This window comes from Streptacidiphilus anmyonensis, assembly GCF_000787855.1.
GTDB classification, from domain to species: Bacteria; Actinomycetota; Actinomycetes; order Streptomycetales; family Streptomycetaceae; genus Streptacidiphilus; species Streptacidiphilus anmyonensis.
On record NZ_BBPQ01000002.1, the window covers coordinates 1 to 23718 of the forward strand.

14 protein-coding genes and 1 pseudogene are annotated in these 23718 nt (G+C 71.7%); 8 read left to right on the forward strand and 7 right to left on the reverse strand.

Annotated elements, in window-relative coordinates:
* Nucleotides 1–225: 225 nt before the first annotated feature.
* The 4 genes from TR50_RS02670 to TR50_RS02685 all read right to left on the reverse strand — a co-directional run bounded on the left by TR50_RS02670 (nucleotide 226) and on the right by TR50_RS02685 (nucleotide 5591).
* Nucleotides 226–798 (reverse strand): dihydrofolate reductase family protein, encoded by a 573-nt coding sequence (locus TR50_RS02670; RefSeq protein WP_042413433.1) that lies wholly within the window; start codon nucleotides 796–798, stop codon nucleotides 226–228.
* Between the two features lie 133 nt (nucleotides 799–931).
* Nucleotides 932–2953 carry an NADPH-dependent 2,4-dienoyl-CoA reductase gene (locus tag TR50_RS02675; RefSeq protein ID WP_042413436.1) on the reverse strand — a complete coding sequence of 674 codons (2022 nt, stop codon included), beginning with the start codon at nucleotides 2951–2953 and terminating at the stop codon, nucleotides 932–934.
* A 137-nt stretch (nucleotides 2954–3090) separates the two neighbouring features.
* Nucleotides 3091–4299: a cytochrome P450 family protein gene (locus TR50_RS02680; RefSeq protein ID WP_042414365.1), complete on the reverse strand. Its 1209-nt coding sequence runs from the start codon at nucleotides 4297–4299 to the stop codon at nucleotides 3091–3093.
* Nucleotides 4300–4403: 104 nt separating this feature from the next.
* Nucleotides 4404–5591, reverse strand: a complete 1188-nt coding sequence (locus TR50_RS02685; protein WP_042413440.1) for a methyltransferase — start codon at nucleotides 5589–5591, stop codon at nucleotides 4404–4406.
* A gap of 106 nt (nucleotides 5592–5697) precedes the next feature.
* Between TR50_RS02685 and TR50_RS02690 the strand changes: the two genes are divergently transcribed.
* The 5 genes and pseudogenes from TR50_RS02690 (at nucleotide 5698) to TR50_RS02710 (ending at nucleotide 11693) form a co-directional block, all read left to right on the forward strand.
* On the forward strand, nucleotides 5698–6735 hold the full coding sequence (locus TR50_RS02690; protein WP_052440614.1) for a phosphatase PAP2 family protein: 1038 nt from the start codon (nucleotides 5698–5700) through the stop codon (nucleotides 6733–6735).
* Between the two features lie 102 nt (nucleotides 6736–6837).
* Nucleotides 6838–8535 (forward strand): MFS transporter, encoded by a 1698-nt coding sequence (locus TR50_RS02695; RefSeq protein ID WP_042413443.1) that lies wholly within the window; start codon nucleotides 6838–6840, stop codon nucleotides 8533–8535.
* Nucleotides 8536–8539: 4 nt separating this feature from the next.
* Nucleotides 8540–9400 carry an MBL fold metallo-hydrolase gene (locus TR50_RS02700; RefSeq protein WP_042413445.1) on the forward strand — a complete coding sequence of 287 codons (861 nt, stop codon included), beginning with the start codon at nucleotides 8540–8542 and terminating at the stop codon, nucleotides 9398–9400.
* 230 nt (nucleotides 9401–9630) lie between these two features.
* A pseudogene (locus TR50_RS02705) lies at nucleotides 9631–11154 on the forward strand (MDR family MFS transporter); the annotation flags it as partial.
* Nucleotides 11155–11264: 110 nt separating this feature from the next.
* On the forward strand, nucleotides 11265–11693 hold the full coding sequence (locus TR50_RS02710; protein ID WP_042413448.1) for a MarR family winged helix-turn-helix transcriptional regulator: 429 nt from the start codon (nucleotides 11265–11267) through the stop codon (nucleotides 11691–11693).
* A 46-nt stretch (nucleotides 11694–11739) separates the two neighbouring features.
* On the opposite strand, the gene TR50_RS02715 is transcribed toward TR50_RS02710, so the two are convergent.
* Together TR50_RS02715 and TR50_RS02720 are read right to left on the reverse strand one after the other, a co-directional pair.
* Nucleotides 11740–12750 (reverse strand): NADPH:quinone reductase, encoded by a 1011-nt coding sequence (locus TR50_RS02715; RefSeq protein WP_042413451.1) that lies wholly within the window; start codon nucleotides 12748–12750, stop codon nucleotides 11740–11742.
* 50 nt (nucleotides 12751–12800) lie between these two features.
* Complete coding sequence (locus tag TR50_RS02720) at nucleotides 12801–13706, reverse strand: S41 family peptidase (protein ID WP_042414370.1); 906 nt, start codon at nucleotides 13704–13706, stop codon at nucleotides 12801–12803.
* 179 nt (nucleotides 13707–13885) lie between these two features.
* Between TR50_RS02720 and TR50_RS48025 the strand changes: the two genes are divergently transcribed.
* Together TR50_RS48025 and TR50_RS02730 are read left to right on the forward strand one after the other, a co-directional pair.
* On the forward strand, nucleotides 13886–14641 hold the full coding sequence (locus TR50_RS48025; protein ID WP_052440615.1) for a hypothetical protein: 756 nt from the start codon (nucleotides 13886–13888) through the stop codon (nucleotides 14639–14641).
* A gap of 21 nt (nucleotides 14642–14662) precedes the next feature.
* Nucleotides 14663–15286 carry a class F sortase gene (locus tag TR50_RS02730; RefSeq protein WP_052440617.1) on the forward strand — a complete coding sequence of 208 codons (624 nt, stop codon included), beginning with the start codon at nucleotides 14663–14665 and terminating at the stop codon, nucleotides 15284–15286.
* A gap of 113 nt (nucleotides 15287–15399) precedes the next feature.
* On the opposite strand, the gene pulA is transcribed toward TR50_RS02730, so the two are convergent.
* Nucleotides 15400–20919: a pullulanase-type alpha-1,6-glucosidase gene (gene pulA, locus TR50_RS02735; RefSeq protein ID WP_042414374.1), complete on the reverse strand. Its 5520-nt coding sequence runs from the start codon at nucleotides 20917–20919 to the stop codon at nucleotides 15400–15402.
* Between the two features lie 206 nt (nucleotides 20920–21125).
* Between pulA and TR50_RS02740 the strand changes: the two genes are divergently transcribed.
* On the forward strand, nucleotides 21126–23618 hold the full coding sequence (locus TR50_RS02740; RefSeq protein WP_063774978.1) for a carbohydrate-binding module family 20 domain-containing protein: 2493 nt from the start codon (nucleotides 21126–21128) through the stop codon (nucleotides 23616–23618).
* Nucleotides 23619–23718: the final 100 nt, after the last annotated feature.

Here is a 23718-nt window from a genome sequence, read left to right on the forward strand (position 1 = left end):
GTCAGACCCGCTCGCACTAGGCTGACCCGCGCCGTCCGGGTGTAGCGCAGAGGCAGGCGCGCCACCTTGCGAACTTGTGACCCCAGCCCCGCAGAGCCGCGGCGGTGGGGTCGACGCCACTGCCCTGCTCCGTCGCCCTGTCCAGCGTCATGATCCCCTCCCTGGGGGCTCATGATGCCAGCCGGGGCCGACAGCCCCGGACGAATATCGGCCGTCGGCCGCCCCTCAGCGGACGACGTCGAAGACCTGCTTCTGCAGGCCGTTGGCGTAGACCTCGTGCTCGACGAGGCTGAGTTTCTGGGCGTCCTTGTCGGTGGTGCTGAACAGGCGCTTGCCCGCGCCGAGCAGCAGCGGGAAGACGAGCAGGTGGTAGCGGTCGATCAGGCCCGCGTCGGAGAGGGCGCGGTTCAGGGCGGCGCTGCCGTGGACGATGATCGGGCCGCCTTCGGTCGCCTTGAGGGCGGCGACCTCGTCGAGCGAGCGCAGGATCGTCGTGTCGCCCCAGTCGGAGACGAGCTCGTCGTCGGTCAGCGTGGTCGAGACGACGTACTTCGGCAGCGTCTTGTAGCGGGCGAACTCCGCCATGCCCGGCCACACGGGGGCGAACGCCTCGTAGCTGACCCGGCCCATGAGCATCGCCGTGGACTCCTGCTGTTCCCGCCCCTTGATCTCGAACGCCTCGGGGAGGAACTCGACCTCCTTGAACGTCCATCCGGCGTTGCGGTAGCCGGCCTCGCCGCCCGGGGCCTCGACGACGCCGTCGACGGAGATGAAGGCGGTGCTGATGAGCGTGCGCATGGTGACTCCTCGTGTCTCGTGTGCTTGCGCTGACACAGCCACGAACGAGTTCAGCCGTATTCGACACCCCGGCCGAAGATTCTTTCCGGCCGGGGCGTCGATTCCGCTCGAAAAGGCGAACCCCAGGCGATCCTCAGAGCGTCGCCGCGAGCCGCGTGCCCTGGTCGATCGCGCGCTTGGCGTCGAGCTCCGCGGCGATGTCCGCGCCGCCGATGAGGTGGGCCTTGACGCCGCGGTCGGCCAGTTCGGCGTGCAGCTCGCGGCGCGGCTCCTGGCCGGTGCACAGGACGACGGTGTCGACCTCGATCAGCCGCTCCTCGCCGTCGACGGTGATCTGCAGGCCCGCGTCGTCGACGCGGCGGTAGGCCGCGCCCGCGACGGTCTCGACGCCGCGGTGCTTGAGCTCGGCGCGGTGGATCCAGCCGGTGGTCTTGCCGAGCCCGGCGCCGGGCTTGCTGGTCTTGCGCTGAAGCAGCGTCACCCGGCGCGGGGAGGCGGCGCGGACGGGCCGGGTCAGGCCGCCCGGGGTGCGGTGCTCGGTGTCGACGCCCCACTGGGCGAAGAAGACGGCCGGGTCGAGGCTGGCCTGCTGGCCGGGGTCGGTGAGGAACTCCGCGACATCGAAGCCGATGCCGCCGGCGCCCAGGATCGCGACGCGCTCGCCCACCGCGGCCGTGCCGTTCAGCACGTCGACGTAGCTGACGACGCTCGCGTGGTCCACGCCCTCGATCTCGGGGGTGCGCGGGGTGACGCCGGTGGCGACGACGACCTCGTCGAAGCCGGCCGCCGTCAGCGCGTCCGCGTCCACGCGGGTGGAGAGCCTGACCTCGACGCCGAGGGTGTCGAGCTGGTGGCGGAAGTAGCGCAGCGTCTCGTCGAACTCCTCCTTGCCCGGCACCCGGCGGGCGAGGTTGAGCTGGCCGCCGACGGCGTCGGCCGCGTCGAAGAGGGTGACCGCGTGGCCGCGTTCGGCGGCCGAGACCGCACAGGCCAGACCGGCCGGGCCGGCGCCGACGACGGCGACGCGCTTGCGCAGCCGGGTCGGGGAGAGCAGCAGCTCGGTCTCGTGGCAGGCGCGCGGGTTGACCAGGCAGGAGGCGATCTTGAGGCTGAAGGTGTGGTCCAGGCACGCCTGGTTGCAGCCGATGCAGGTGTTGATGCCCTGCGCGGCGCCCGCGGCGGCCTTGTTGACGAACTCCGGGTCGGCCAGCAGCGGGCGGGCCATGGAGACCATGTCGGCGACGCCGGAGGCGAGCAGCTCCTCGGCCAGCTCCGGGGTGTTGATGCGGTTGCTGGTGACCAGCGGGACGGAGACCTCGCCCATGAGCTTCCTGGTCACCCAGGTGTAGGCGCCGCGCGGCACGGAGGTGGCGATGGTGGGGATGCGCGCCTCGTGCCAGCCGATGCCGGTGTTGATGATGGTCGCGCCCGCCGCCTCGACGGCCTTGCCCAGTTCGACGACCTCCTCGAAGGTCGAGCCGCCGGGGACCAGGTCCAGCATGGAGAGCCGGTAGACGATGATGAAGTCGGTGCCGACGCGCTCGCGGACCCGGCGCACGATCTCGACCGGGAAGCGCATCCGGTTCTCGTAGCTGCCGCCCCAGCGGTCGGTGCGGTGGTTGGTCGGGGCCGCGATGAACTCGTTGATCAGGTAGCCCTCGGAGCCCATGATCTCGACGCCGTCGTAGCCGGCCAACTTGGCCAGCTCGGCGCTGCGGGCGAAGTCCTCGATGGTCTGCTCGACCTCGGCGTCGCTCAGCTCATTGGGCACGAACGGGCTGATCGGCGCCTGGATCGGGCTCGGGGCGACCAGCTGCGGGTGGTAGGCGTAGCGGCCGAAGTGGAGGATCTGCATCGCGATCCTGCCGCCCGCCGCGTGGACGGCGTCGGTGATGACGCGGTGCTCGGCCGCCTCCTCCTCGGTGCTCATCTTCGCGCCGCCCTCGAAGGGGCGTCCGGCGTCGTTCGGGGAGATGCCGCCGGTGACGATCAGGCCGACGCCGCCGCGCACGCGCGTGGCGTAGAACTCGGCCATGCGCGCGAAGCCGTCCGGCGCCTCCTCCAGGCCGACGTGCAGGGAGCCCATGAGCACCCGGTTCGGCAGGATGGTGAAGCCCAGGTCGAGGGGGCTCAGCAGGTGGGGGTAGGCGGTCACGGCGTCTCCTCACGCGCGTGTCACACGCGTACACGCGTCCGGTATCGCCCTCCAACGTAGGGCTCGCGGGCGCGGTTATGCAACAAGGTGCAAAACCGCGCCCGCGAGACCTCCGTCACGTCCCTCGTGCCGCGGCCTCAGCCGTGGAGCAGCACCGGCAGGCTCTGGACGCTGTTGCTGACGAAGGAGGCGATCGGCGTCGCCTCCCCCGCGACCGAAAGGGCCGGGAAGCGGCCGTACAGCTCGCGCAGCGCGACCTCCGCCTCCAGCCGCGCCAGCGGCGCGCCCAGGCAGAAGTGCAGGCCGTGGCCGAACGACAGATGACGGTTCGGGCTGCGGGTCGCGTCGAAGCGCTCCGCGTCCTCGTGCCGGCGCGGGTCGCGGCCGGCCGCGGCGTAGGAGGCGAGGACGGCGTCGCCGCGCCGGATGACGACCCCGCCGACCGCGATGTCGTCGAGCGCGAAGCGCATCGGGAAGTGCGCCACGGGCGAGTCGTGGCGCAGCGTCTCCTCGACCACGGCCGACCAGGTGACCGCCCCGGTCAGCGCCGCGTCGCGCTGCTCGGGGAAGGCCGACAGGGCGCGGACCGCGTTGGTGATGAGGTTGAGCGTCGTCGCGTGGCCCGCGATGAACATCAGCATCATCGTGCCCACGACCTCCTCCTCGCTCAGCCGGTCGTCGGCCTCGCGCGCGGCGAGCAGGTCGCTGGTCATGTCGTCGCCCGGACGCGCGCGGCGGTCCGCGGCCACCTGGCCGAGCAGCTCCACCAGCCCGCGCCGGGCGGCCAGCGCCTCCTGCGGGGTGGCCGAGCTGCGCACGAGCATCCCCGCGTGCCCGTGCAGTTCGTCACGCAACTCCTCGGGGATCCCTAGGAGTTCGCCGATCACGCGCATCGGCAGCGGGTAGGCGAAGTGCTCGCGCAGGTCCACCGGGCCCGGGGCGAGGCGCTCCAGACGCTCCACCAGCTCCGCGACGACGGCTTCGACATGGGGACGCAACGCCTCCACCCGGCGCGGGGTGAAGCCCTGGCTGACCAGGTTGCGCAGCCGGCGGTGGTCCTCGCCGTCGGCGGAGGTCATGCCGGGGATGGTGACCATCCCGAGCAGCGGCCACCCCTCCGGGACCTGACCCTCCTGCAGGGCACGCCAGTTGCCGGGGTTCTTGCCCACCCGCTGGTCGCCCAGCAGCGTCTGGAGTTCGTCGTGGCCCGTGACAGCCCAGGCGGTGAGCCCGCCGGGCAGCTCCACCGGGGCGACCGGCCCGAGCGCGCGCAGGGCCTCGTTCTCGCCGTGCTGGTCCGTGCCGTGCGCGTCGAGCGGATAAGGCGGGTGCGGCGTGGCGGTCATGACGGTCCCCCCGGGTCTGCGGACGTAGCGGCGTCGGTCGGTCACCGACTGTTCCCGATCATGGATCAACCGACGACGCCTCGTCCACCGCTGCGCGGGTCCGTTCAGTCCCCGCGTACGGCCCGCAGGATGACGAACTTCGGGTTCCCCGCCACGGTGCGGCAGTTGCCGAACAGCCGCTTCAGCCGCACGTGGTACCCCAGGTGGCGGTTGCCGACCACCCACAACTCCCCGCCGGGGCGCAACGCGCGCTTCGCGTCGGCGAACATACGGTGGGCGGTGGCGTCCGTGGACGCCTGGTAGCTGTGGAACGGCGGGTTGTTGAGCACCAGGTCCACCGAGCCGCGGGCCAGCCCGCCCGCGCCGTCGGCGACCACGAACCGCGCCTCGGCCCCGGGGGCGGCGTTGGCCCGGAACGTCTCCTCCGCCGAGGCGACCGCACCGAAGGACTCGTCCACGAAGGTCAGCTCCGCCCGGGGCGCGGACAGCGACGCGGCGAGGCCGAGGACGCCGTTGCCGCAGCCGAGGTCGACGACGTGGTGGCCGTCGGCGGGCACGGGCAGGTGCTCCAGGAAGAAGCGGGTGCCGATGTCCAGCCTCTCCGCCGAGAAGACGCCCGCATGGTTGGTGACGGTCCGTCCGGCCAGGAGCGCGCCCGAGCCCGGCACGTCGGAGGGGAAGGCGTAGCGCTGCGGCCACGGATCGGCCGCGCGCGCGGCGAGCACCTCGGGGTCGGGGGTGCAGAAGATCAGGCGGGCCTTGCGCTGGGCGAGCGAGGTGCGCGTCGGACCGATGACGCGCTCGAAGAGCTCCAGCGTGGAGGTGTGGATCTCCTTGACCATGCCCGCGCCGACGACGACGGTCCCGGCGTGGACGGCGGGCGCGAGCCGCAGCAGCTGGTCCTCCAGCAGGGCCAGGCTCTTCGGGACCCGGACCAGGAGCACGTCGACGCGGGCGGGGGGCTCGTCCCGGCTGGAGAGGAGCCGCACCGCGTCCGCCGGGCGACCGTTTCGGGCCAAGTTCTCGGCCGTGGCGCGCTGCGCGAGAAACGAGTCGGTGATCTGGACCGGTTCGTATGCGGCAAGAGCCGTGGTCAGCGCACCCCAACGGTCCCCGAGGACCACCAGCCGTCCGTCGCCACCTGCGAGATCGTCGAGTGGGTCTTCAGCGGCAGCCAAGTGCTGGAGCAGATATTCGTCGGACGCGTCCCAGGCGCGCAGGCGGTCTCGTGGGTCGACCGGGTAGCGGACAAGATCGAGTCCGGCGCCGCCGGGCAGGGCGAAGTGGTTCATGGTCCTGCCAGTCTGCCCGATCTCGGCCCCTGGATGTGCGAGCGCGTAACGTACGGCGTACGGTATGCGGTGTCCATCAGATGAACAGGCGGGGGGAGCTCGACGTATGGCAGGCACCATGGCCCAGGGCGAGGTCGGCGACACCGCCAGCCCCGCGCCCCCGTCCGCACAGCCCGACCAGCACCCCGACGAGCACCCCGACCAGCAGCAGGAACAGCAGCCTGACCGCCGGTCCGACCAGGCGGCGACCGGCCGCCCAGGGCTGCTCACCCGGATCCGCCGGTGGAAGCCGCGCCAGTGGGGCCTGGAGCTGGTACTGCTCGTGTACGCAGCTTACGACGGGAGTCGCCTGCTGGTACACGGAAAGGAGTCCGTGGCCCGCCACCACGGCGAACTCCTGCTGCGCACGGAGCGGCGGCTGCACCTCGAGCCCGAGCACTGGCTCAACCGCCTCTTCTCCGAGCACCCTTGGCTCGGCGTCCCCGCGGACTTCATCTACGCGAGCCTGCACTACGCGGTCACGCCGCTCGTGCTGGTCTGGATCTTCCGCAGCCGTCGCGCCCACTACGCCTTCGCCCGCACCTGGCTGGTGCTGGCGACCGGCTTCGGGCTGATCGGCTTCGTGTTCTTCCCGACGGCCCCGCCGCGCCTGCTGACCGACCCCGACGGCTTCCTCGACGTGATGGCCCAGTACGCCCACCTCGGGTGGTGGGGCGGCAGCGGCAGCGCGCCCAAGGGCCTCGGGGACATGACCAACGACTTCGCCGCCATGCCGAGCCTGCACTTCGGCTGGGCCCTCTGGTGCGGCCTGCTGATCTTCCGTCACGCGCGCCGCCGCTGGGTCCGCGCACTCGGCCTGCTCTACCCGGCGCTGATCATGGTCGTGGTGATGGGTACCGCCAACCACTACCTGCTCGACTGCGTGGCCGGCGGCCTGGTGGTCCTCCTCGGCCGCGTGCTGACCGGTCCTCTGCAGCGCCTGGCGGCGCGGATGCGGCGCAGCCTGCACCGCGAGCCGCCGACGCCGGTGCCGGACTACCCGGTCACCGCGTCCTCCGCGTCGCACGGCCCGCTGCCCCCGGCTCCGGCCGCGGAACCGCAGGAGACCGCGCGGATCGCCGCCCCGCGCCTGCCGTCGGACTGACCGGACCGACCCCGTCCGCTCCGCAGAATCCCTGCTCTGCCCCCGTCGGCCCCGTGAGAGGGTGAACCCGGCGGGGAGCGGACGCGGGGAGGGAGATCAGCCATGTCCACGGGGTCCAGGGAGTCCAGCAAGTCCGGGGAGTCCAAGGGCAGCGGGTCGGGCAGCGGGGCCACGGGGAGCGACGGCGACGGCGCGAGCCCCGCGGTCGCCTCGGCCCAACCCGAGACGACCGAACCCGAGACAGCCGCACCCGGGACAGCCGCGCCCGGGACGACCGAACCCGCGGCCGCCGAACCCGCAGCGGCGACCGCGACGCGCCGCCGCCTCGTCGTCGCCGCGCTGATGCTCTCGATGGCGCTGGTCGCCCTCGACTCCGCCTGCGTGTCGACCGCGGTGCCGCAGATCGTCGGCGAGCTCGGCGGCTTCAGCTTCTTCTCCTGGCTGTTCTCCGGTTACCTCCTCGCCGTGACGGTCACCCTGCCCGTCTACGGCAAGCTGGCCGACGCGCGCGGGCGCAAGCCGGTGCTGCTGGTCGGCTCCGCCCTCTTCCTGCTCGGCTCGCTGCTCTGCGCCGGGGCCTGGTCCATGGGCGCGCTCATCGCGTTCCGCGTGGTGCAGGGCCTCGGCGGCGGCGCGATCCAGGGGACGGTGCAGACCCTGGCCGCCGACCTCTACCCGCTGGAGCGGCGACCGAAGATCCAGGCGGCGCTCTCCACGGTGTGGGCGTCCTCCGCCGTCCTCGGCCCGGCGATCGGCGGGCTGCTTGCGGGCTACGCCAGCTGGCGGTGGATCTTCCTGATCAACCTCCCGGTCGGGCTCGTCGCGCTCGTACTGCTCAAGCGGCACCTGCGGGAGGCGCACGTCGTGCCGGGCAGCCGGACGCGGATCGACTGGGCGGGCGCGGTCGGTCTGTTCGCCGCCACCAGCCTGCTGCTGTTCGCACTGGTCCAGGGCGGCGTGGCGTGGCCGTGGCTCTCCGCGCCCAGCATCGCGCTGTTCGCCGGATCCCTCGCGGCGGGCCTGGTCACCTTCGCGCTGGAGCGCCGGGCCGAGGACCCGATCATGCCGGGCTGGGTCTGGCGCCGCCCGGTGATCGCCGGGGTCAACCTGGCGCTGGGCTGCCTGGGCGTGCTGATGATCGCCCCGATGGTCTTCCTGCCGACCTACGCGCAGTCCGTGCTCGGCCTCTCCCCCGTGGCGGCGGGCTTCGTCCTCTCGGTCTGGACGCTCAGCTGGCCGACCTCGGCGGCGCTGTCCAACCGCCTCTACCGGCGCATCGGCTTCCGTGACACCGCGCTCATCGGCTCCTGCGTCGGGACGGTGCTGCTGGCCGCCTTCCCGTTCCTCCCCTACCGCGGACCCGCCTGGCAGCCGGCGCTGCTGATGCTGCTGCTGGGGGCCGGGCTCGGCCTGTTCCAACTGCCGCTGATCATCGGCGTGCAGAGCAGCGTGCCCTGGCACGAGCGCGGCACGGCGACGGCCTCGGTGCTGTTCTGCCGCCAGGTCGGCCAGAGCGTCGGCGGCGTGCTCTTCGCCGTGGTCGCCAACGCGACGCTGACCGACCGCCTTCACAGCGCCCCGCCCGGGCTGCGCGGGGCCCTGCCGCAGGGCCTGGACAAGACCGCCTCCGCGCTGCTGCACGGCGGCAGCCTCGGCGGTGCGGCCACGGACTACCTGCGCCACGCCCTCGCGGCCGCGGTCGGCCACGTCTACCTGGGAGCTGCCGCGGCGGCCGCCCTCGCTGTGATCTTCCTCGCTACAGTGACACCGAAGCGCTTCCCGACAGCCGAGGGGGACTGACGAGATGACGGATGCCAGAACGGCCTGGGTGGAGGTCGCCGACCGGGTCTACCAGCGCCGCTACGACCCGTTCGACGTGAGCGTGACGGTCGTCGCGGGCACGGACGGCCTGATGGTCGTCGACACCCGGTGCAGCCTCGCCGAGGCGCGCGAGATCCGCGGACACCTGCGCCAGATCTCGGCCGCACCGGTGCGCTGGGTGGTCAACACCCACGTCCACTTCGACCACGTCTGGGGCAACGCGGAGTTCGCCGCACCCCGGCAGGTTCCTCCGGCGCAGTTCTGGGGCAGCGCGGAGATGGTCGCCGCGATGCGCGGAGCCGGCGAGGACCCGGACACGGTGAAGCTCAAGGAGACCCTGGCCGCCCGGAGCGAGGAGTGGCGGGCCAAGCTCGCCGAGTTGGAGGAGCACGTCCCGGACAACATCGTCCGAGGCGGCCACGACCTGGACCTGGGCGACGGCCGGGTGGTCCGGATGCGCCAGGTCGGCCGCGGCCACACCGACGGCGATCTCGTGCTGCACGTCCCGGACGCGGACGTGCTGCTGATGGGCGATCTGCTGGAGGAGAGCGGCGACCCGCACTTCGGCCCGGACTCCTTCCCGCTCGACTGGGCCGCCACGATCGACGCCGCGCTGGCCCTCACCGGCCCGGGCACGCGCTTCGTCCCCGGCCACGGCGCGAGCACGGACGCGTCCTTCGTCGTCGCCCAGCGCGACACGCTCGCCGCGGTCGCGGACACCTGCCGCTCCCTGCACGCCGCAGGCGTCCCGCTGGACGAGGCCCTGAAGACGGGCGACTGGCCCTACGACCGCGAGCACCTTCAGGACGCGATCAGGCGCGCCTACCTGCATCTCTCCGCCTGACGAACGCCTCCCTCCCAGGGGCGCGGGGACTCTCCCGCGCCCCTACCCTTTCGGCAATTGGTTGCGTTTAGCAAGCAATAGGAATATGGTTGCCCTGAGCAATCACCTGCCAGCAATCAACCGTCAGCCATCACCTGCGCGCAGCCGCCGTCAGCGCGAAACACGCCGGGGGGAAGGGGAACACCGTGGGCAAGCACGCGGTACGCCACACCGCCGCACCGGGCGAGCCGATGAGCCACCGGCAGATCATGGAGGCGCTGACCGGCCTGCTGCTGGGCCTGTTCGTCGCGATCCTGTCGTCGACGATCGTGTCGAACGCCCTGCCGACGATCATCGCCGACCTGCACGCCAGCCAGACCGCCTACACCTGGGGGATCACCGCGACGCTGCTCGCGATGACCGTCTCCACCCCGATCTGGGGCAAGCTCGCCGACCTGATGAGCAAGAAGCTGCTCATCCAGATCGGTCTGGTCGTCTACGTGGTCGGCTCCTGCATCGCCGGGCTCTCCCAGAACGCGGGCATGCTGATCACCGCCCGCGCCGTGCAGGGCATCGGCGCGGGCGCGCTGACCGCGCTGACACAGACGATTCTGGCGATCATGGTCCCGCCGCGCGAGCGCGGCCGGTACTCCGGCTACATGGGCGGCGTCTTCGCACTCGGCACCATCGGCGGCCCGCTGATCGGCGGCGCGATCGTGGACACCTCCTGGCTCGGCTGGCGCTGGTGCTTCTACGCCGGCGTGCCGTTCGCCGTCGCCGCGCTGGTCGTGCTGCAGAAGACGCTGCACCTGCCCGTGACCAGGCGTCAGGTCAAGGTCGACTGGCTCGGTGCGGGCCTGGTCACCGCCGCCGTCTCGCTGCTGCTGGTCTGGGTCTCCTTCGCGGGCGACAAGTACGACTGGATCTCCTGGCAGACCGCCGCCATGGTCGGCGGCTCCGTGGTCCTCGGCGCGGTGTTCCTGCTCGCGGAGAAGCGGGCGAGCGAGCCGATCGTCCCGCTGCACCTGTTCCGCAGCCGCACGATCGCGCTGGCCGTCACCGCCTCGCTGCTGATCGGCGTGGCGATGTACACCGGCACCACCTTCCTCAGCCAGTTCTTCCAGCTGGCCCGGGACAACTCGCCGACCATGGCCGGCATCATGACGCTGCCGATGATCCTGGGCCTGGCCCTCGTCTCGATGGTCTCCGGCCGGATCATCACCCGGACCGGTCGTTGGAAGGCGATCCTGGTCCTGGGCGGGGTGCTCACCGTCGCGGGCGTCGGCCTGCTCGGCAGCGCCCGCGCACACAGCGACTACTGGCTGCTCGCGCTGTACATGTTCCTGGTCGGCTCCGGCCTCGGCATGACGATGCAGAACCTGGTGCTGTCCGTGCAGAACCAGGTCCGCCCGGAGGAGTTGGGCGCGGCCAGCGCGGTCGTGGCCTTCACGCGGACCCTCGGCGGCGCGGTCGGCGTGTCCGCGCTCGGCTCGGTGATGTCCACCAAGGTCACCCGCTACACCGACGACGGCCTGGCCAGGCTCGGCATCCACGCCGCCGTGGGCGACGGCGGCGTCCCGAAGCTCTCCACGCTCCCGGTCCCGGTCCGAGGCGTCGTCGAGGACTCCTTCGGCCACGGCATCGGCGACGTCTTCCTCTACGCCGCGCCGTTCGCCGCGCTGGCGACGCTGGCGATCCTCTTCATCAAGGAGGTCCCGCTGCGCACCTCGACCACGGCCCCGGTCGCGTCCAACAGCCCCGCCGTCGCGGGCGATACTGTCGGCGCGGCGAACTGACCAGCGCAGAAGCCTCCGGGCGACGGGCGACGGCCGACGGCCGACGGGCGGCAGGCTATGGGCGAGGGGCGAGAGAGGCGGGCAGCACGATGAGCAAGGCGATCGAGGAGATCGAGCAGGAGCTGGGCGTGCTGTTCCGCCGCGGACGGGCCCTCTCCCACGAGCTGGCCGAGGGCGTCCACCCCGGCCTGGAGCCGGGCCACTACGCCTTCCTGGTCCGCCTGGAGGAAGCCGGCGCCAGCCGCCCGAGCGAGCTGGCGGCCTACTTCCACATCGGCAAGGCCACAGCCGGACGCCAGCTCACCTGCCTGGAGACGCTCGGCCTGGTCGCCCGCCGCCCCGACCCCGAGGACGGCCGCGCCCACCTGCTCGAACTCACCCCCGAGGGCCTCGCCCGCGTGGACGCCGCGCGAGCGCGACGACGCGACACCTTCCACGACCGGCTGTCGACCTGGCAGGAGCGGGACCTGGCGGCCCTGGCGCGGCTGCTGGCGCGCTTCAACGCGGAGTTCGGCTGAGCACACGGAGTTCGGCCGAGCACACGCAGCTCGGCTGAGGCGGCGACTACAGCTCGATCAGGACCTTGCCCACCGCGCCGCCCTGGACCGCGTCGTGGGCGTCGGCCGTGCGGGTGAGCGGGTAGCGGTGCCAGGGCAGGCCCGCCTGCTCGCCGCCGCGGAGGGCGTCCGCCGCCACCGCGTCGCCGATCGCGGCGACCGCCGCGAGCTTCGCCGCGTCCGGGACGGTGTAGACGAGGATGCCCAGCCATCGCAGGTTGCGGACCATCGAGTCCCGCACCGGGACGGTGACCTCCGGGCCGCTCCCGTCCGCGTAGAACGCGACGGTGCCGTTCGGCGCCAGCACGGCCAGGTCCAGTTCGACGTTGGCCGTCGGGGCGACCTCCACGACCAGGTCGACGCCCTCGGGCGCCAGCGCGCGGATCACCGACGCGGCGTCCTGCGCCCGGTAGTCGACGACCTGGTGCGCCCCGGCCGCCGCGGCGAGCCTGCCCTTCTCCGGACCGCTCACGGTGGTGAGCACCGTCGCACCCGCCCAGCGGGCGAGCTGGATCGCGGCGTTGCCGACCGCGCCCGCGCCGCCGGCGACCAGGACGGTGCGACCGGCCAGCGCGCCGGGGACCAGGCGCGCGGGACCGCCCTCGGCGAGGGTGAGGGCACGGTGCGCGGTCATCGCGGGGATGCCGAGGCTCGCGCCGAGCTCCAGCGACGCGCGCTCCGGGAGCGCGACGGCCTGACGGGCCGGCAGGACGACGTACTCCTGGGCCGTGCCGTCCGCGCGCTGCCACGCGGCCTCCCAGATCCACACCCGCTCGCCGACGCGCGCGGCGTCCACCCCCGCGCCGACGGCGTCGACGACGCCGGAGCCGTCCTGGTTCGGCACCTGCGGCGCGGCCGCGCCCGGCCGCGCGTTCGTACGGGACTTCCAGTCGGTGGGGTTGACCCCGGAGAAAGCCACCTTGACCCGCACCTCGCCCGGCCCCGGCTCGGGAACCGGGCGGTCGGTCAGGGACAGGACGTCGGAACCACCGCTGCGCTCGTACACGATTGCCTTCATGATCGGACGAACCCGCGGCGTGCGCGGGTTGTTCCCGGGCCCGACCCGATTCACCCCAGCCGCGCGAGCAACTCCTCGACCGCGCGGTCCAGCGCCTGCGGCGCCGGAACGTCGATGTCCGGGGTGATCCCGACGCCCTCCCAGCTGGTGCCGCTGACCGGGTTGACCGAGCGTCCGACCGGGACGGTCAGCTCCAGGTGCGGGTGGAGCGTCCAGCCGTTGCGCGGGTGGGCGCCGCCGCCCGTCCGCTCGCCGACGACCACGGCGCGGCCCGACTGCTGGAGGTTGTAGGTGAGCTCCTCGCCGCCGGAGAAGGTGCGACCGCTCGCCAGCACCGCGACCGGCTTGTCACGGCCGAGGCGGCGGCCGGGGACGTGCGGCAGCGTCCAGGACTGCTCCTCCTGGTCGCCCTGCTCGCCGTCGCGCCAGAACTGGGTGTTGAGGTGGGTGGGCTCGTCGAAGAGGTAGCTGCAGATGTACTGCGCGGTGTACGGGTCGCCGCCGAGGTTGCCGCGCAGGTCCAGAACGAGCGCCCGCGCCTGGGCGGCGAGCGTCATCACGGCGGTGATCGAGTCGGCCGAGAGCTTGAGCGGAAAGAGCATCGGGGCGAACTCGACCAGGGCGACGCCCCCTTCCAGCACCTCGAAGCGCGGCACGCCCGCGCAGCTCTCGGCGGCCCGGGTGAGCATCAACTGCTCGGCCGCGGCGTCCTTTCCGTCCGGGATCACATCCGGGTGGAAGACCAGACGCAGGTGCCGGTCGCCGTTGGCGGCCTGGAGGTCGCGGGTGACCAGCCCGGCGAGCTCCTCGGGCCCCGCGGCGGCTGCGTACCGGCCGGCGGCCGCGGCGGCGCGCAGGTCCGCCGAGATCTTCTCCCCCACCTCGGGGAAGACGTAGTTCGCGGACACCAGGTCGGCGGCACGCGCGAGGATCTCAAGATGATCAAGAGAAGTCATGAGGGAGAGTAAACCGGTCGCGACCACGCCCCACCACTACTTCCTTCGAATTAATTGTATGACCGGAACGCTACAAGACGCACACGGACGGTGATACTCCCCGCCGAGACAGTCGCGGTGTGTCCCCCTGTACCCGGGCACGACGCCCGAGGTCCGCACCCGACGCCCGGAGGTGCCGGATGCCCCGCATAACCCCTCGGACGGTCGCCGCGTCGCTCGGCGCGGCCCTCGCGCTCGCCTGCGGCCCCCTGCTCGCCCTCGCCCCGGCCGCCGTGGCCGCCGCGGCCGACCAGCCCGACCCGAGCGCGAGCGACTCACCCGCCGCGCAGCCATCCGACGGCGGGGGCAGCGGGGGCTGGAACGGAGGCGGAAGCGGGGGCGGAAGCGGAAGCGGAGGCTGGAGCGGGGGCGGAGGCTGGAGCGGGGGCGGAAGCGGAAGCGGAGGCTGGAGCGGGGGCGGAGGCGCGTCGGACCACCCCTCCAGCGCGAGCGGCGCGGACATCTCGATCAGCCCGGAGGAGGTCACGCCCGGCCGGACCGTGGGCCTGGTCGTCAACTGCAGCGCCAAGTCCTTCGGCACGCCGGACCCGACCCTGGTCTCCTCGATGGCCTTCGTCACGGCCGTGCGCCTCCACCCGATGCCCGGTCAGCCGGGCTTCTTCTCCGGCGCGGCCACGATCAGCAAGGACGTCAAGCCCGGCGAGTACAGCGTCTCGGGAGCCTGCAAGGAGTCGAACACCTCGGTGTCGACCTTCCGCGGCACCGTCGAGGTCCACGGCCGCCAGGACGACCACAGCCCGCACGGGCCGGTGCACACCGGCGTCGGCGGCAGCTTCGACCCGGGCAGCACCACGCAGGTGGCGGTCGGCGTCGGGCTCGCCGGAGTGGCGGGCGGCGCGCTGCTCCTCGGCCGCCGACGCGGCGGCGCGGCCTGACCGCGTCGAAGGGAGCGGTGCATGGGCGGTAGCACCCGGCTGGCCGCGAAGGCCGTGCTGGTCGTCGGCCTGGTGATAGCCGGCCGGGGCCTCGGCGGCGGCCCGCCCCAGCCCGACGCGAGCGCCGCGAACCCGGGCGGCGTGTACTGGTACGCGGATCAGGACCGTCCCGCTCCCCCGCTGCCGGCGGCACTGCCGTTGCGCGTCCGCATCCCCGCCATCGGCGTCGACGCGCCGCTCACCGCCCTCTCCCTGGACCGGACGGGCCACCTCGTCCCCCCGCCGGAGTCGCGCGCCGACCTGGCCGGCTGGTACGCGGACGGCACCGTCCCCGGCGCGGCCGGGCCCGCGATCATCGCCGGGCATGTCGACAACGGCCGTGGCCCTGCGGTCTTCTACGGCCTCGGCGCGCTCGCGCAGGGCGACACGGTCGACGTGGTCCGCGCCGACCGGCGCACGGCGGTGTTCCTGGTCGACAGCGTGCAGGTCTTCGCGAAGGACAGGTTCCCGGACAAGGACGTCTACGGACCCACCTCGATCGCCGCGCTCCGGCTGATCACCTGCGGCGGCGGCTACCAGGCCGGCAAGGGCTACCTGGGCAACGTCGTGGTCTTCGCCCATCTGGTCAGCCGCCCGCCGGGCTGACGGGCTGACGGGCTCAGGTCCGCCTGACGGGCTGACGTCGACGCCGGACACGGAGGAGGGCGGCCGCCCGGGGGTCAGGTCCCGGGCGGCCGCCCTTCCAGGTGCTACGTCGCTCACTTCTGGACGTAGACCGCCACGGTCCTCGCGGGGACGGTGAAGGTGCCCGTGGCGGGGTCGAAGGACGCGGTCTTCACGACCGGGTCGCTGCCCTGGGCCTGGATCGGATCCAGCGTCTCGCCGGTGCCGATCAGGCCGGTGAGGGTCTGCTGCCGACTGCTCGGGGTCGCGTTGAAGACGACCGTGACGGACTTGTAGGTGGGCAGGCCGGAGCCGTCCAGATGCAGGGTGATCACACCCGGGGTCTCCCCCGCCGTGCCCGACAGCGGGAAGCTCATCCGCTGTTGGACCTCGGCCGCCGTGGCGAGCGAGAACAGCGGCGTGGACGCCTTGATCTTCAGGAACTGCTGGTAGAGCGCCGTGGTGTCCTGCTGGGCCGTGCAGTTCGCGACCAGCGAGGCGTCGCCCAGCAGCGGCTTCGCCCAGGGCCAGAAGGCGGAGTTGGAGGCGGCCGACGGAAGACCGCGGCCGAAGCCGTTGCCGCCACTGCCGTTGCCGCCGTTGCCGCCGCCGTCGGCGCACTGCCACTGGATCGCGTTGAACCAGTCGCCGCTGTCGTAGGAGTTGGCGTCCAGCGACTTGCTGCGCAGCAGGTCCGAGCCCGCCACGGAGAACCCGGGGCCCTGGGAGAGCTCGGTGGTCGCCAGCGCCAACGCCTGCATCCTGACCCGGTCGGCCATGGGGGTGCCGGCCGGGAGCTTGTAGACGAGCGCGTCGTACAGGTCGAGGTTGTCGTGCGCGTCGACGTAGGTGATCGCCTCGCCCGGCGCGGCGGTGTATCCGGCCGGGGAGCCGTTGTAGTCGACCTCCGAGCCGGTGACGGTCTTCCCGGCGCTGTCGGTGAAGGAGTAGGAGGCCAGGTTGCCGGTCAGGCCGACCTTGATCTGGTCCATCTCGTTGAGCAGGCGGGCCTTCTGGTCGGCCGTGCTGCCGTTGACCGCGTCCCCGTTGGGGTCGGTGTAGAGGCCGGAGGCGAAGCCCTGGGTGTGCGGGTTGCTGTCGAAGGGGCCGCCGCCGCGCACCGCGTCGCGCAGGCGGTCGTTGAAGGTGGCGATGCCGGTGCCGGCCATGTTGGCCTGGGTCGCCTGGACGAAGCGGGCGTCGTTCGCGACGACGCCGAAGTTCCAGCCCTCGCCGTAGAGGAACTCGGACCGGCCGGTGGCCTTGAGGCCCGCCTTGACGTCGAGCATGGTGGACTTCGGGTCGAGGCCCATCAGGTCGAAGCGGAAGCCGTCGACGTGGTACTCGGTGGCCCAGAGCTTGGTGGAGTCGACCACCAGGCGGTTCATCAGGGCGTGTTCGGGGGCGGTGTCGGCGCAGCAGGAGTCGGTCGTCACCGCGCCGTCGGCGGAGAGCCGCTGGTAGTAGCCGGGGACGATCTGGTCCAGCACGCTGGCGTCGGCCTCGCCGGACGCGGCGGTGTGGTTGTAGACGACGTCCATGACCACCCGCAGGCCGATCTTGTGCAGGGCGGCGACCATCTGCCGGAACTGCACGATGCGGGCGGCGCCGTTCGGGTCGGTGCTGTAGGAGCCCTCGGGGACGTCGTAGTGCAGCGGGTCGTAGCCCCAGTTGTAGGCGTCGGTGGACGCCTGCGCGCCGATGCAGGACTGCTGCTGGTCGGAGTCGGCCGCGAGCGAGGCCAGGTCGCAGGCGGGGGTGGTCTGTTCGCTCTTGGCCTCGGGCACCGAGGCGAAGTCGAACGAGGGCAGGATGTGCACCGTCGTCAGGCCCTGCTTGGCGAGCTGGGCCAGGTGCTTCATGCCGGCCGAGTCCAGGTCGGTGAAGGCCAGGTAGGTGCCGCGCTCAGCCGCCGGGACGGTGGAGTCGGCGACGGAGAAGTCGCGGACGTGCAGTTCCTGGATCTCCTGCTGCCCGGCGCTGATCGCCTTGGGCGAGCGGTCCTGCTGCCAGCCCTGCGGCGCGAGCGAGGCGGCGTCCAGGTCGACGAGCTGGCTGCGCCTGGAGTCCGTGGAGAGCGAGACCGAGTACGGGTCGGTGACGTGGTTGGTCACGACCTTCTGCACGCTCGGCGCCCAGACCGTGACCCGGTAGAGGTAGTACTTCCCGGTCCAGTCCTTCCTGCCCTTGACCGTCCAGACCCCGCTGGCGTTCTGACGCCGCATGGGGACCACGCTCGGGGTCGTGGCCGTCGCGGAGTCGTACAGCTCCAGGCTGACCTGCTGGGCGGTCGGCGCCCAGACCGACAGCGACGGCGTGCCGTCCTCGGCGTAGACGGGGCCGAGCGGCGCCTTGGCCGCCGCCGCGCCGTAGATCGCGTCGAGCGCGCCGGGGAGCTGCACGCCCGTCGCGGCGAGCAGCGCCCCGTTGGCCTCGCGCTCGGTCATGATCAACTGCGAGCGCAGCGCGAGCGCGATCCGCTTCACGTCGCGCGGGTCGACGGTGAAGGCGGCGTAGCCCTTCAACTCGGGGTGCTGGGCGAGTTGGGCGGCGGTCAGGCCGCCGCTGACGGGCAGCAGGCGCAGCCAGTAGCCGGGGTCGGTGGTGTCGCCGTCCTTGACGGCGATGGCTCCGGTCGGCGAGTAGACCAGCTCGGCGGAGGAGCCGCTCGGGACGTCGGCGCCGAATCCCCAGCTCGCCGGGACCGCGACCGTGGTGCCGTCGACGAACTGCGCCTTGGACGTGCCGAGGTCGACGTCCGCCGCCGAGGCGTTGGACTCGGGCAGCAGGTAGCCGGGCGCCGCGCTCAGGATCCAGACCTCGCGGCCGTTCTGACTGAAGACCAGCGACTGGTCGTCCGGCAGATCCTTGGTGTCGCCGTTGTGGAGGATGTAGCTGAGCGAGGTGGCGCCCGAGGCCAGCGGGACGGTGAAGACGTCGCCGAACGCGTCGGTGCCGGAGGGCTGGAGCGGCGAGGTCCAGTCGGTCGGGTTCGCCGCGCCCGTCCACACGTGCATGCCCCAGCCGGCGTAGTTCCCGTCGGCGCGGTGGTAGTGGACGATCACCTGACCTGCCGGGACGGTGTCGCTCGCGCCCGGGTCGCTGGTGTAGGTGGTCGGGTCGCCGGAGTTCACCCAGACCTCGCCGGTCTGCGAGATGTCGATGGACCGGTCGGCGGGGGTGTCCTTGGTGCCGTTGTTCTCGACGATGAAGCCGACGTTGCTCGCGCCCGGCTTCAACTTGACGTAGGCGAAGGCGCCGAAGGCGTCGCGGCCGATGAACGGGTGCCCGTCGGGCCAGGTGGTGCCCTCGCCGTCGGCGATGTCGCCCCAGGCGTAGAGGTTCCAGCCGCTGTAGTCCCCGTCGGCCCGGTGGTAGTGCACGACGGCGTAACCGCGCGGGGCCGCGGTCGGCTTGGGCGTCGGCGGGACGGCGGCGACGAGCGTGCTGCCCGTCGCGTCGGCGGTGCGGCCGGCGTTGTCGACGACGACGGCCTTGTAGCGCACGGTCGTTCCGGCCGGGACCTTGCTCAGGTCCTGGGTGACGGCGTAGGGGGCGTGGTCGGCGGTGCCGAGCACCTTCCAGGCGCCGGTGCCGACGGAGGCGGCGAAGACGACGCGGTCGAAGCCGCCGCCGGTGGCGGTGGCCTTGACGGTGACGGTGCCGGAGGAGCCGTCAGCGGGCGCGGCGAGGGTGACGCCGGGCGCGGCGCCCGGCTCGGCGAGGCGCGCGTCGGCCTTGTAGACGACGGTGGACTCGGCGGGGACGGTCAGGTTCAGCCTGCTGTCCGCACCGGTGACGGCGTGGCCTTGGCCGGCGCCGTAGATCGGGGTGAAGCCCATGCCGGCCGAGTAGGTCGGCACACTGACGCTCTGCTCGGTGGTCGCGTTGTTGACCGCGACCAGGTACTCGACCTGCTGCTTGGCGTCGATGCGGGAGAAGGCGTAGACCCCGGGGCCGTTCGCGGCATAGCGCTCGACCTGGGCGCCGTTCTCCAGCGCCGGATTGGCCTTGCGCAGCGCGGCGAGCTGGGCGATCGCCTGGTAGACGGGCACGTCGGTGCCGTAGCGGTCGGCCGAGCCGCTCGGCCCGCCGATGACGGCGTCGCTGTTGTACTCGGCGACCTTGGAGGCGAACATGTCCTGCCGCCCCGCCTTGTCACCGCCGAGGCCGGTGAAGCCCTGCTCGTCGCCGTAGTACACGACCGGCTGACCGCGCGTCAGGAACAGCAGCTGCTGCGCCAGCAGGTCCTTCTTGAGTAGCTCGGCGTCGCCCGCGTTCGGGTTGTCCGTCTTCAGGAAGTACCCGATGCGGCCCATGTCGTGGTTGCCGAGGAAGGTCGGCTGCTCGTACGCGTCGGTGGTCGCGGAGGCGTACTTGTAGTCGTCCGCGTAGAGCTGGGAGAGCAGTTGGGCCGAACCGCCCTGGGAGGCGTACTCGCGGGCGGCGTTCTGGAACGGGAAGCCGAGGGCGGCGTCGAGTCTGCCCTGGGTGACGTAGGAGGAGTTGACAGTGGTGTCCGCGTCGTAGACCTCGCCGAACATGAAGAACTTCTTGTTCCCCTGCTGCTCGGCGTACTGCTCCAGCGCCGGGGCCCACTGCTGCCAGAAGGCCATGTTCACGTTCTTGACGGTGTCGATCCGGAAGCCGTCGACGTCGTCCTGCTTGACCCAGTTCTCGTAGATCTTCTCCATGCCGGCGACCACCCGGGGGTCCTGGGTGTCGAGGTCGTCGAGACCGGAGAAGTCGCCCTCGGTGGCGTTCTCACCGACGAAGGTGGAGTTGCCCCGGTTGTGGTAGAGCGTCACGTCGTTGAGCCAGGACGGCTGCTTCGCGGTGGCGTCGCCCGGGTTGTCGAAGACGGGCGTGTAGGGGAAGGAGTCCTTGGTCAGCTTCGGGTAGTCCGCCGTGCCGTTCGCGGCGTTGGCGTCCGCGACGGCGGTGGTGTCGACCGGGCGGCCGTTCGCGTCGAGCGTCGGGTAGGCGCCGGTGGAGCGGTAGTCGTAGGTCTTCTCGGCGTAGTCGATGACGTCGGCGGTGTGGTTGGTGATGACGTCGAAGAAGACCTTCATGCCCATCTTGTGGGCCTTCTGGATCAGCTCCTTCAGCTGCGCGTTGGTGCCGAAGTGCGGGTCGACCTGGGTGAAGTCGGTGATCCAGTAACCGTGGTAACCGGCGGATGCGTTGCTGCCGGTGCCCTGGACGGGCTTGTTCTTGAAGATCGGCGCCATCCAGATCGCGGTGGTGCCCAGCTTCTTGATGTAGGGCAGCTTCTGGATGATCCCGGCCAGGTCGCCGCCGTGGTAGAAGCCCGAGTCGGTCGGGTCGTAGCCGTTGTCCATGCGCGTGCCGGTGATGCCACCGGTGTCGTTGGACGGGTCGCCGTTGGCGAAGCGGTCCGGCAGCAGGAAGTAGAACTGCTCCTTGTCGAGGCCGTGCCGGTCCGGGGTGGCGGCCAGCGAGGCATCGGAGGGGGCGGCCGGGAGCGCCACCGCGTGCGGCGCATCGTCAGCCGTCGGCGCGGCCACGGCCGCCGGACCGGCCCCCACGGCGACCGGGGTGAGCAACGCGGCGGTGACGAGCAGGCTCTTCCATCGTGATCGCTCAGGTCTGATGGCCACGCGTGTCCCTCCCAGGGGCGGCTCGTCGGCAAGGCGAGCCAGAACTTACTGGTGCCCACACATGGTCGCAAGATGTTTCAGCAAGATACTGAAAATGTTTCCACCGATGTCTTGACGCTCAGGAATTCAAGGGCGCACAGTCTCTCGTCGGCACCCTCTCCGCTCCACCACCCACCCAACTCTCCTCCACGGAGCCGCAGATGCCGAGACAATCGACCCGATGGCGCGCCCTGCTCGCGTCCAGTGCCCTGCTCGCCGCCGGCACCCTGGTACCGCTCACACTGGCCAGCGGCACCGCGCACGCCAGCGCGCCGAACGGCGGCGACGTGATCGCCAACCTGTTCATGTGGAACTGGCCCTCGGTGGCCTCGGAGTGCAGGGACGTCCTCGGGCCGAAGGGCTACGGCGCGGTCCAGGTGGCCCCGCCGCAGGACTCGATCCGCCTCTCCGGCTCCCACCCCTGGTGGGAGATCTACCAGCCCGTCGGCTACGACCTGAACAGCCGCATGGGGACCGAGGCGCAGTTCCAGTCGATGGTGACGGCCTGTCACAACGCGGGCGTCAAGGTCTACGCGGACGCGGTCATCAACCACATGTCCGGCACCGACCAGACCAGCACCGACTCCTACGGCGGCGACAGCTTCAACGTCTCCTCCCGCAGCTACGGCGAAGTCCCCTACACCTCGGCCGACTTCCACACCTCACCCGCCAACTGCCCGAACGCGGACCTGTCGATCCAGGACTGGAACAGCCAGACCCAGGTCCAGGAGTGCGACCTGGAGAACCTGGCGGACCTCTACACCGAGACCGACGACGTCCGGTCGAAGATCGCCGGCTACCTCAACAAGCTGATCGGCTACGGCGTCGACGGCTTCCGCGTCGACTCGGCCAAGCACATCAACCAGGCCGACATGGCGAACATCGAGTCCCGGCTGAACAACACGCAGTGGGGCGCCCGCCCCTACGTGCTCCAGGAGGTCTACCCCGGCAGCAGCGGCAACCTCGCGCCGTCGGCCTTCGAGAGCGACGGCAGCGTCATCGGCTTCGACTACGCCGACAACCTGAAGAACCAGTTCACCGGCAGCATCGCCAACCTGAGGACCTTCGGCCAGTCCTGGGGCCTGGAGCCGAGCGCCTCCGACGGCGCGATGGTGGCCAACCACGACACCGAGCGCAACGGCAGCACCCTCAGCTACAAGAACGGCGCCGTCTTCACCCTGGCCAACGAGTTCATGCTGGCCTGGGGATACGGCACCCAGCCCTCCGTCTACTCCGGCTTCACCTGGAACAGCACCGACGACTCGCCGCCTGCCGACGGCAACGGCTACGTCACCGCCACCGACTGCTCGAACGGCTGGTACTGCACCGACCGGATCCAGGGCGTCGCGAACATGGTCGGCTGGCACAACGCGGCCCAGGGCGCCGCGGTGGCCAACTGGTACGACGACGGCTCCAACCTGATCGCCTTCTCCCGCGGCGACAAGGCGTGGATCACCATCAACAACGAGAACACCACGCAGACCCGGACCTTCCAGACCGGTCTGCCCGCCGGCACCTACTGCGACGTCATCCACGGCGACTACACCGCCTCGACCGGCGCCTGCTCCGGCCCGACGGTCGCCGTGGACGCGAACGGCGACGCGACCGTCTCGGTCGCGGCCAAGGACGCGGTCGCCCTCTACGCGCTCACGACGTCCACCACCACGCCGTCCCCGACGCCGAGCGCGAGCGCGACCCCGAGCGCCTCGCCCACGCCTACGAGCACGCCCACGTCCACGAGCACGTCCACCAGCGCCCCGTCGGCGGGCACCGTCGCGGAGACCTTCACCGTCAGCGGCGCGCCGACCAGCGCCCCGATGTACCTGGTGGGCTCCGTCAGCGGCCTGGGCGGCTGGGCGCCCGCCTCGGCGCTGCCGATGACGCAGTCCGGCGCGACCTGGACGGTCACGGTGGACCTCCCGCAGACCACGGCGATCCAGTACAAGTACATCGAGAAGGACTCCTCGGGGAACGTCACCTGGGAGCCCGGCGCCAACCACTCGGCCACGACCGGCTCGGGCGCCACCGCCGCGCTGACGGACGGCTACAACGGCTCCGTCGCGGCCGTCAGCGAGACCTTCGACGTGAACGCGACGACCTGGTACGGCCAGAACCTCTACGTGGTCGGATCGCTCCCGGCGCTCGGCGACTGGAACACCGCGAACGCCGTGCCGCTCTCGTCGGCCGCGTACCCGGTCTGGTCCGCCGCCGTCGCGCTGCCGGCCGACACCGCCTTCCAGTACAAGTACGTCAAGAAGGACCCCGACGGCACGATCGAGTGGGAGTCCGGCGCCAACCGCGGCGCCACCACCGGCACCACCGCCGCCACGCTCGGCGACGCCTGGAACACCCCGGCCACCAGCCCCGTCGGGGTGAGCTTCGACGAGACGAAGTCGACCGTGCCCGGACAGAACGTCTACGTCGTCGGCAGCATCGCCGCGCTCGGGTTCTGGGACCCGACCAAGGCCGTCCCGCTCTCCTCAGCCAATTACCCCGTTTGGGCTACAACTCTCAGCATCACCCCGAATACGAACTTCCAGTACAAGTACATCGTCATCGACGCGGCCGGGAACGTCACCTGGGAGTCCGGCGCCAACCGGACCTGTACGACCGGTTCCTCCGGCTCCGTCACCCTTGACGACAGCTGGAAATAACAGAACGTGACCGACCTCGGAGCCGTCGCCCCCAGCGGGCGGCGGCTCCCGGTATTTGGTCCACTAGGACCTGAGGGGTATTTCGGGCGACGAATCCCCG

Excerpts from the sequence above, each read along its gene's own strand:
- TR50_RS02670 (WP_042413433.1), bottom strand. The coding sequence starts at position 798 with ATGCGCACGCTCATCAGCACCGCCTTCATCTCCGTCGACGGCGTCGTC.
- TR50_RS02680 (WP_042414365.1), bottom strand. The coding sequence starts at position 4,299 with ATGACCGCCACGCCGCACCCGCCTTATCCGCTCGACGCGCACGGCACG.
- TR50_RS02685 (WP_042413440.1), bottom strand. The coding sequence starts at position 5,591 with ATGAACCACTTCGCCCTGCCCGGCGGCGCCGGACTCGATCTTGTCCGC.
- TR50_RS02690 (WP_052440614.1), top strand. The coding sequence starts at position 5,698 with ATGGCAGGCACCATGGCCCAGGGCGAGGTCGGCGACACCGCCAGCCCC.
- TR50_RS02695 (WP_042413443.1), top strand. The coding sequence starts at position 6,838 with ATGTCCACGGGGTCCAGGGAGTCCAGCAAGTCCGGGGAGTCCAAGGGC.
- TR50_RS02700 (WP_042413445.1), top strand. The coding sequence starts at position 8,540 with ATGACGGATGCCAGAACGGCCTGGGTGGAGGTCGCCGACCGGGTCTAC.
- TR50_RS02710 (WP_042413448.1), top strand. The coding sequence starts at position 11,265 with ATGAGCAAGGCGATCGAGGAGATCGAGCAGGAGCTGGGCGTGCTGTTC.
- TR50_RS02715 (WP_042413451.1), bottom strand. The coding sequence starts at position 12,750 with ATGAAGGCAATCGTGTACGAGCGCAGCGGTGGTTCCGACGTCCTGTCC.
- TR50_RS02720 (WP_042414370.1), bottom strand. The coding sequence starts at position 13,706 with ATGACTTCTCTTGATCATCTTGAGATCCTCGCGCGTGCCGCCGACCTG.
- TR50_RS48025 (WP_052440615.1), top strand. The coding sequence starts at position 13,886 with ATGCCCCGCATAACCCCTCGGACGGTCGCCGCGTCGCTCGGCGCGGCC.
- TR50_RS02730 (WP_052440617.1), top strand. The coding sequence starts at position 14,663 with ATGGGCGGTAGCACCCGGCTGGCCGCGAAGGCCGTGCTGGTCGTCGGC.
- TR50_RS02740 (WP_063774978.1), top strand. The coding sequence starts at position 21,126 with ATGCCGAGACAATCGACCCGATGGCGCGCCCTGCTCGCGTCCAGTGCC.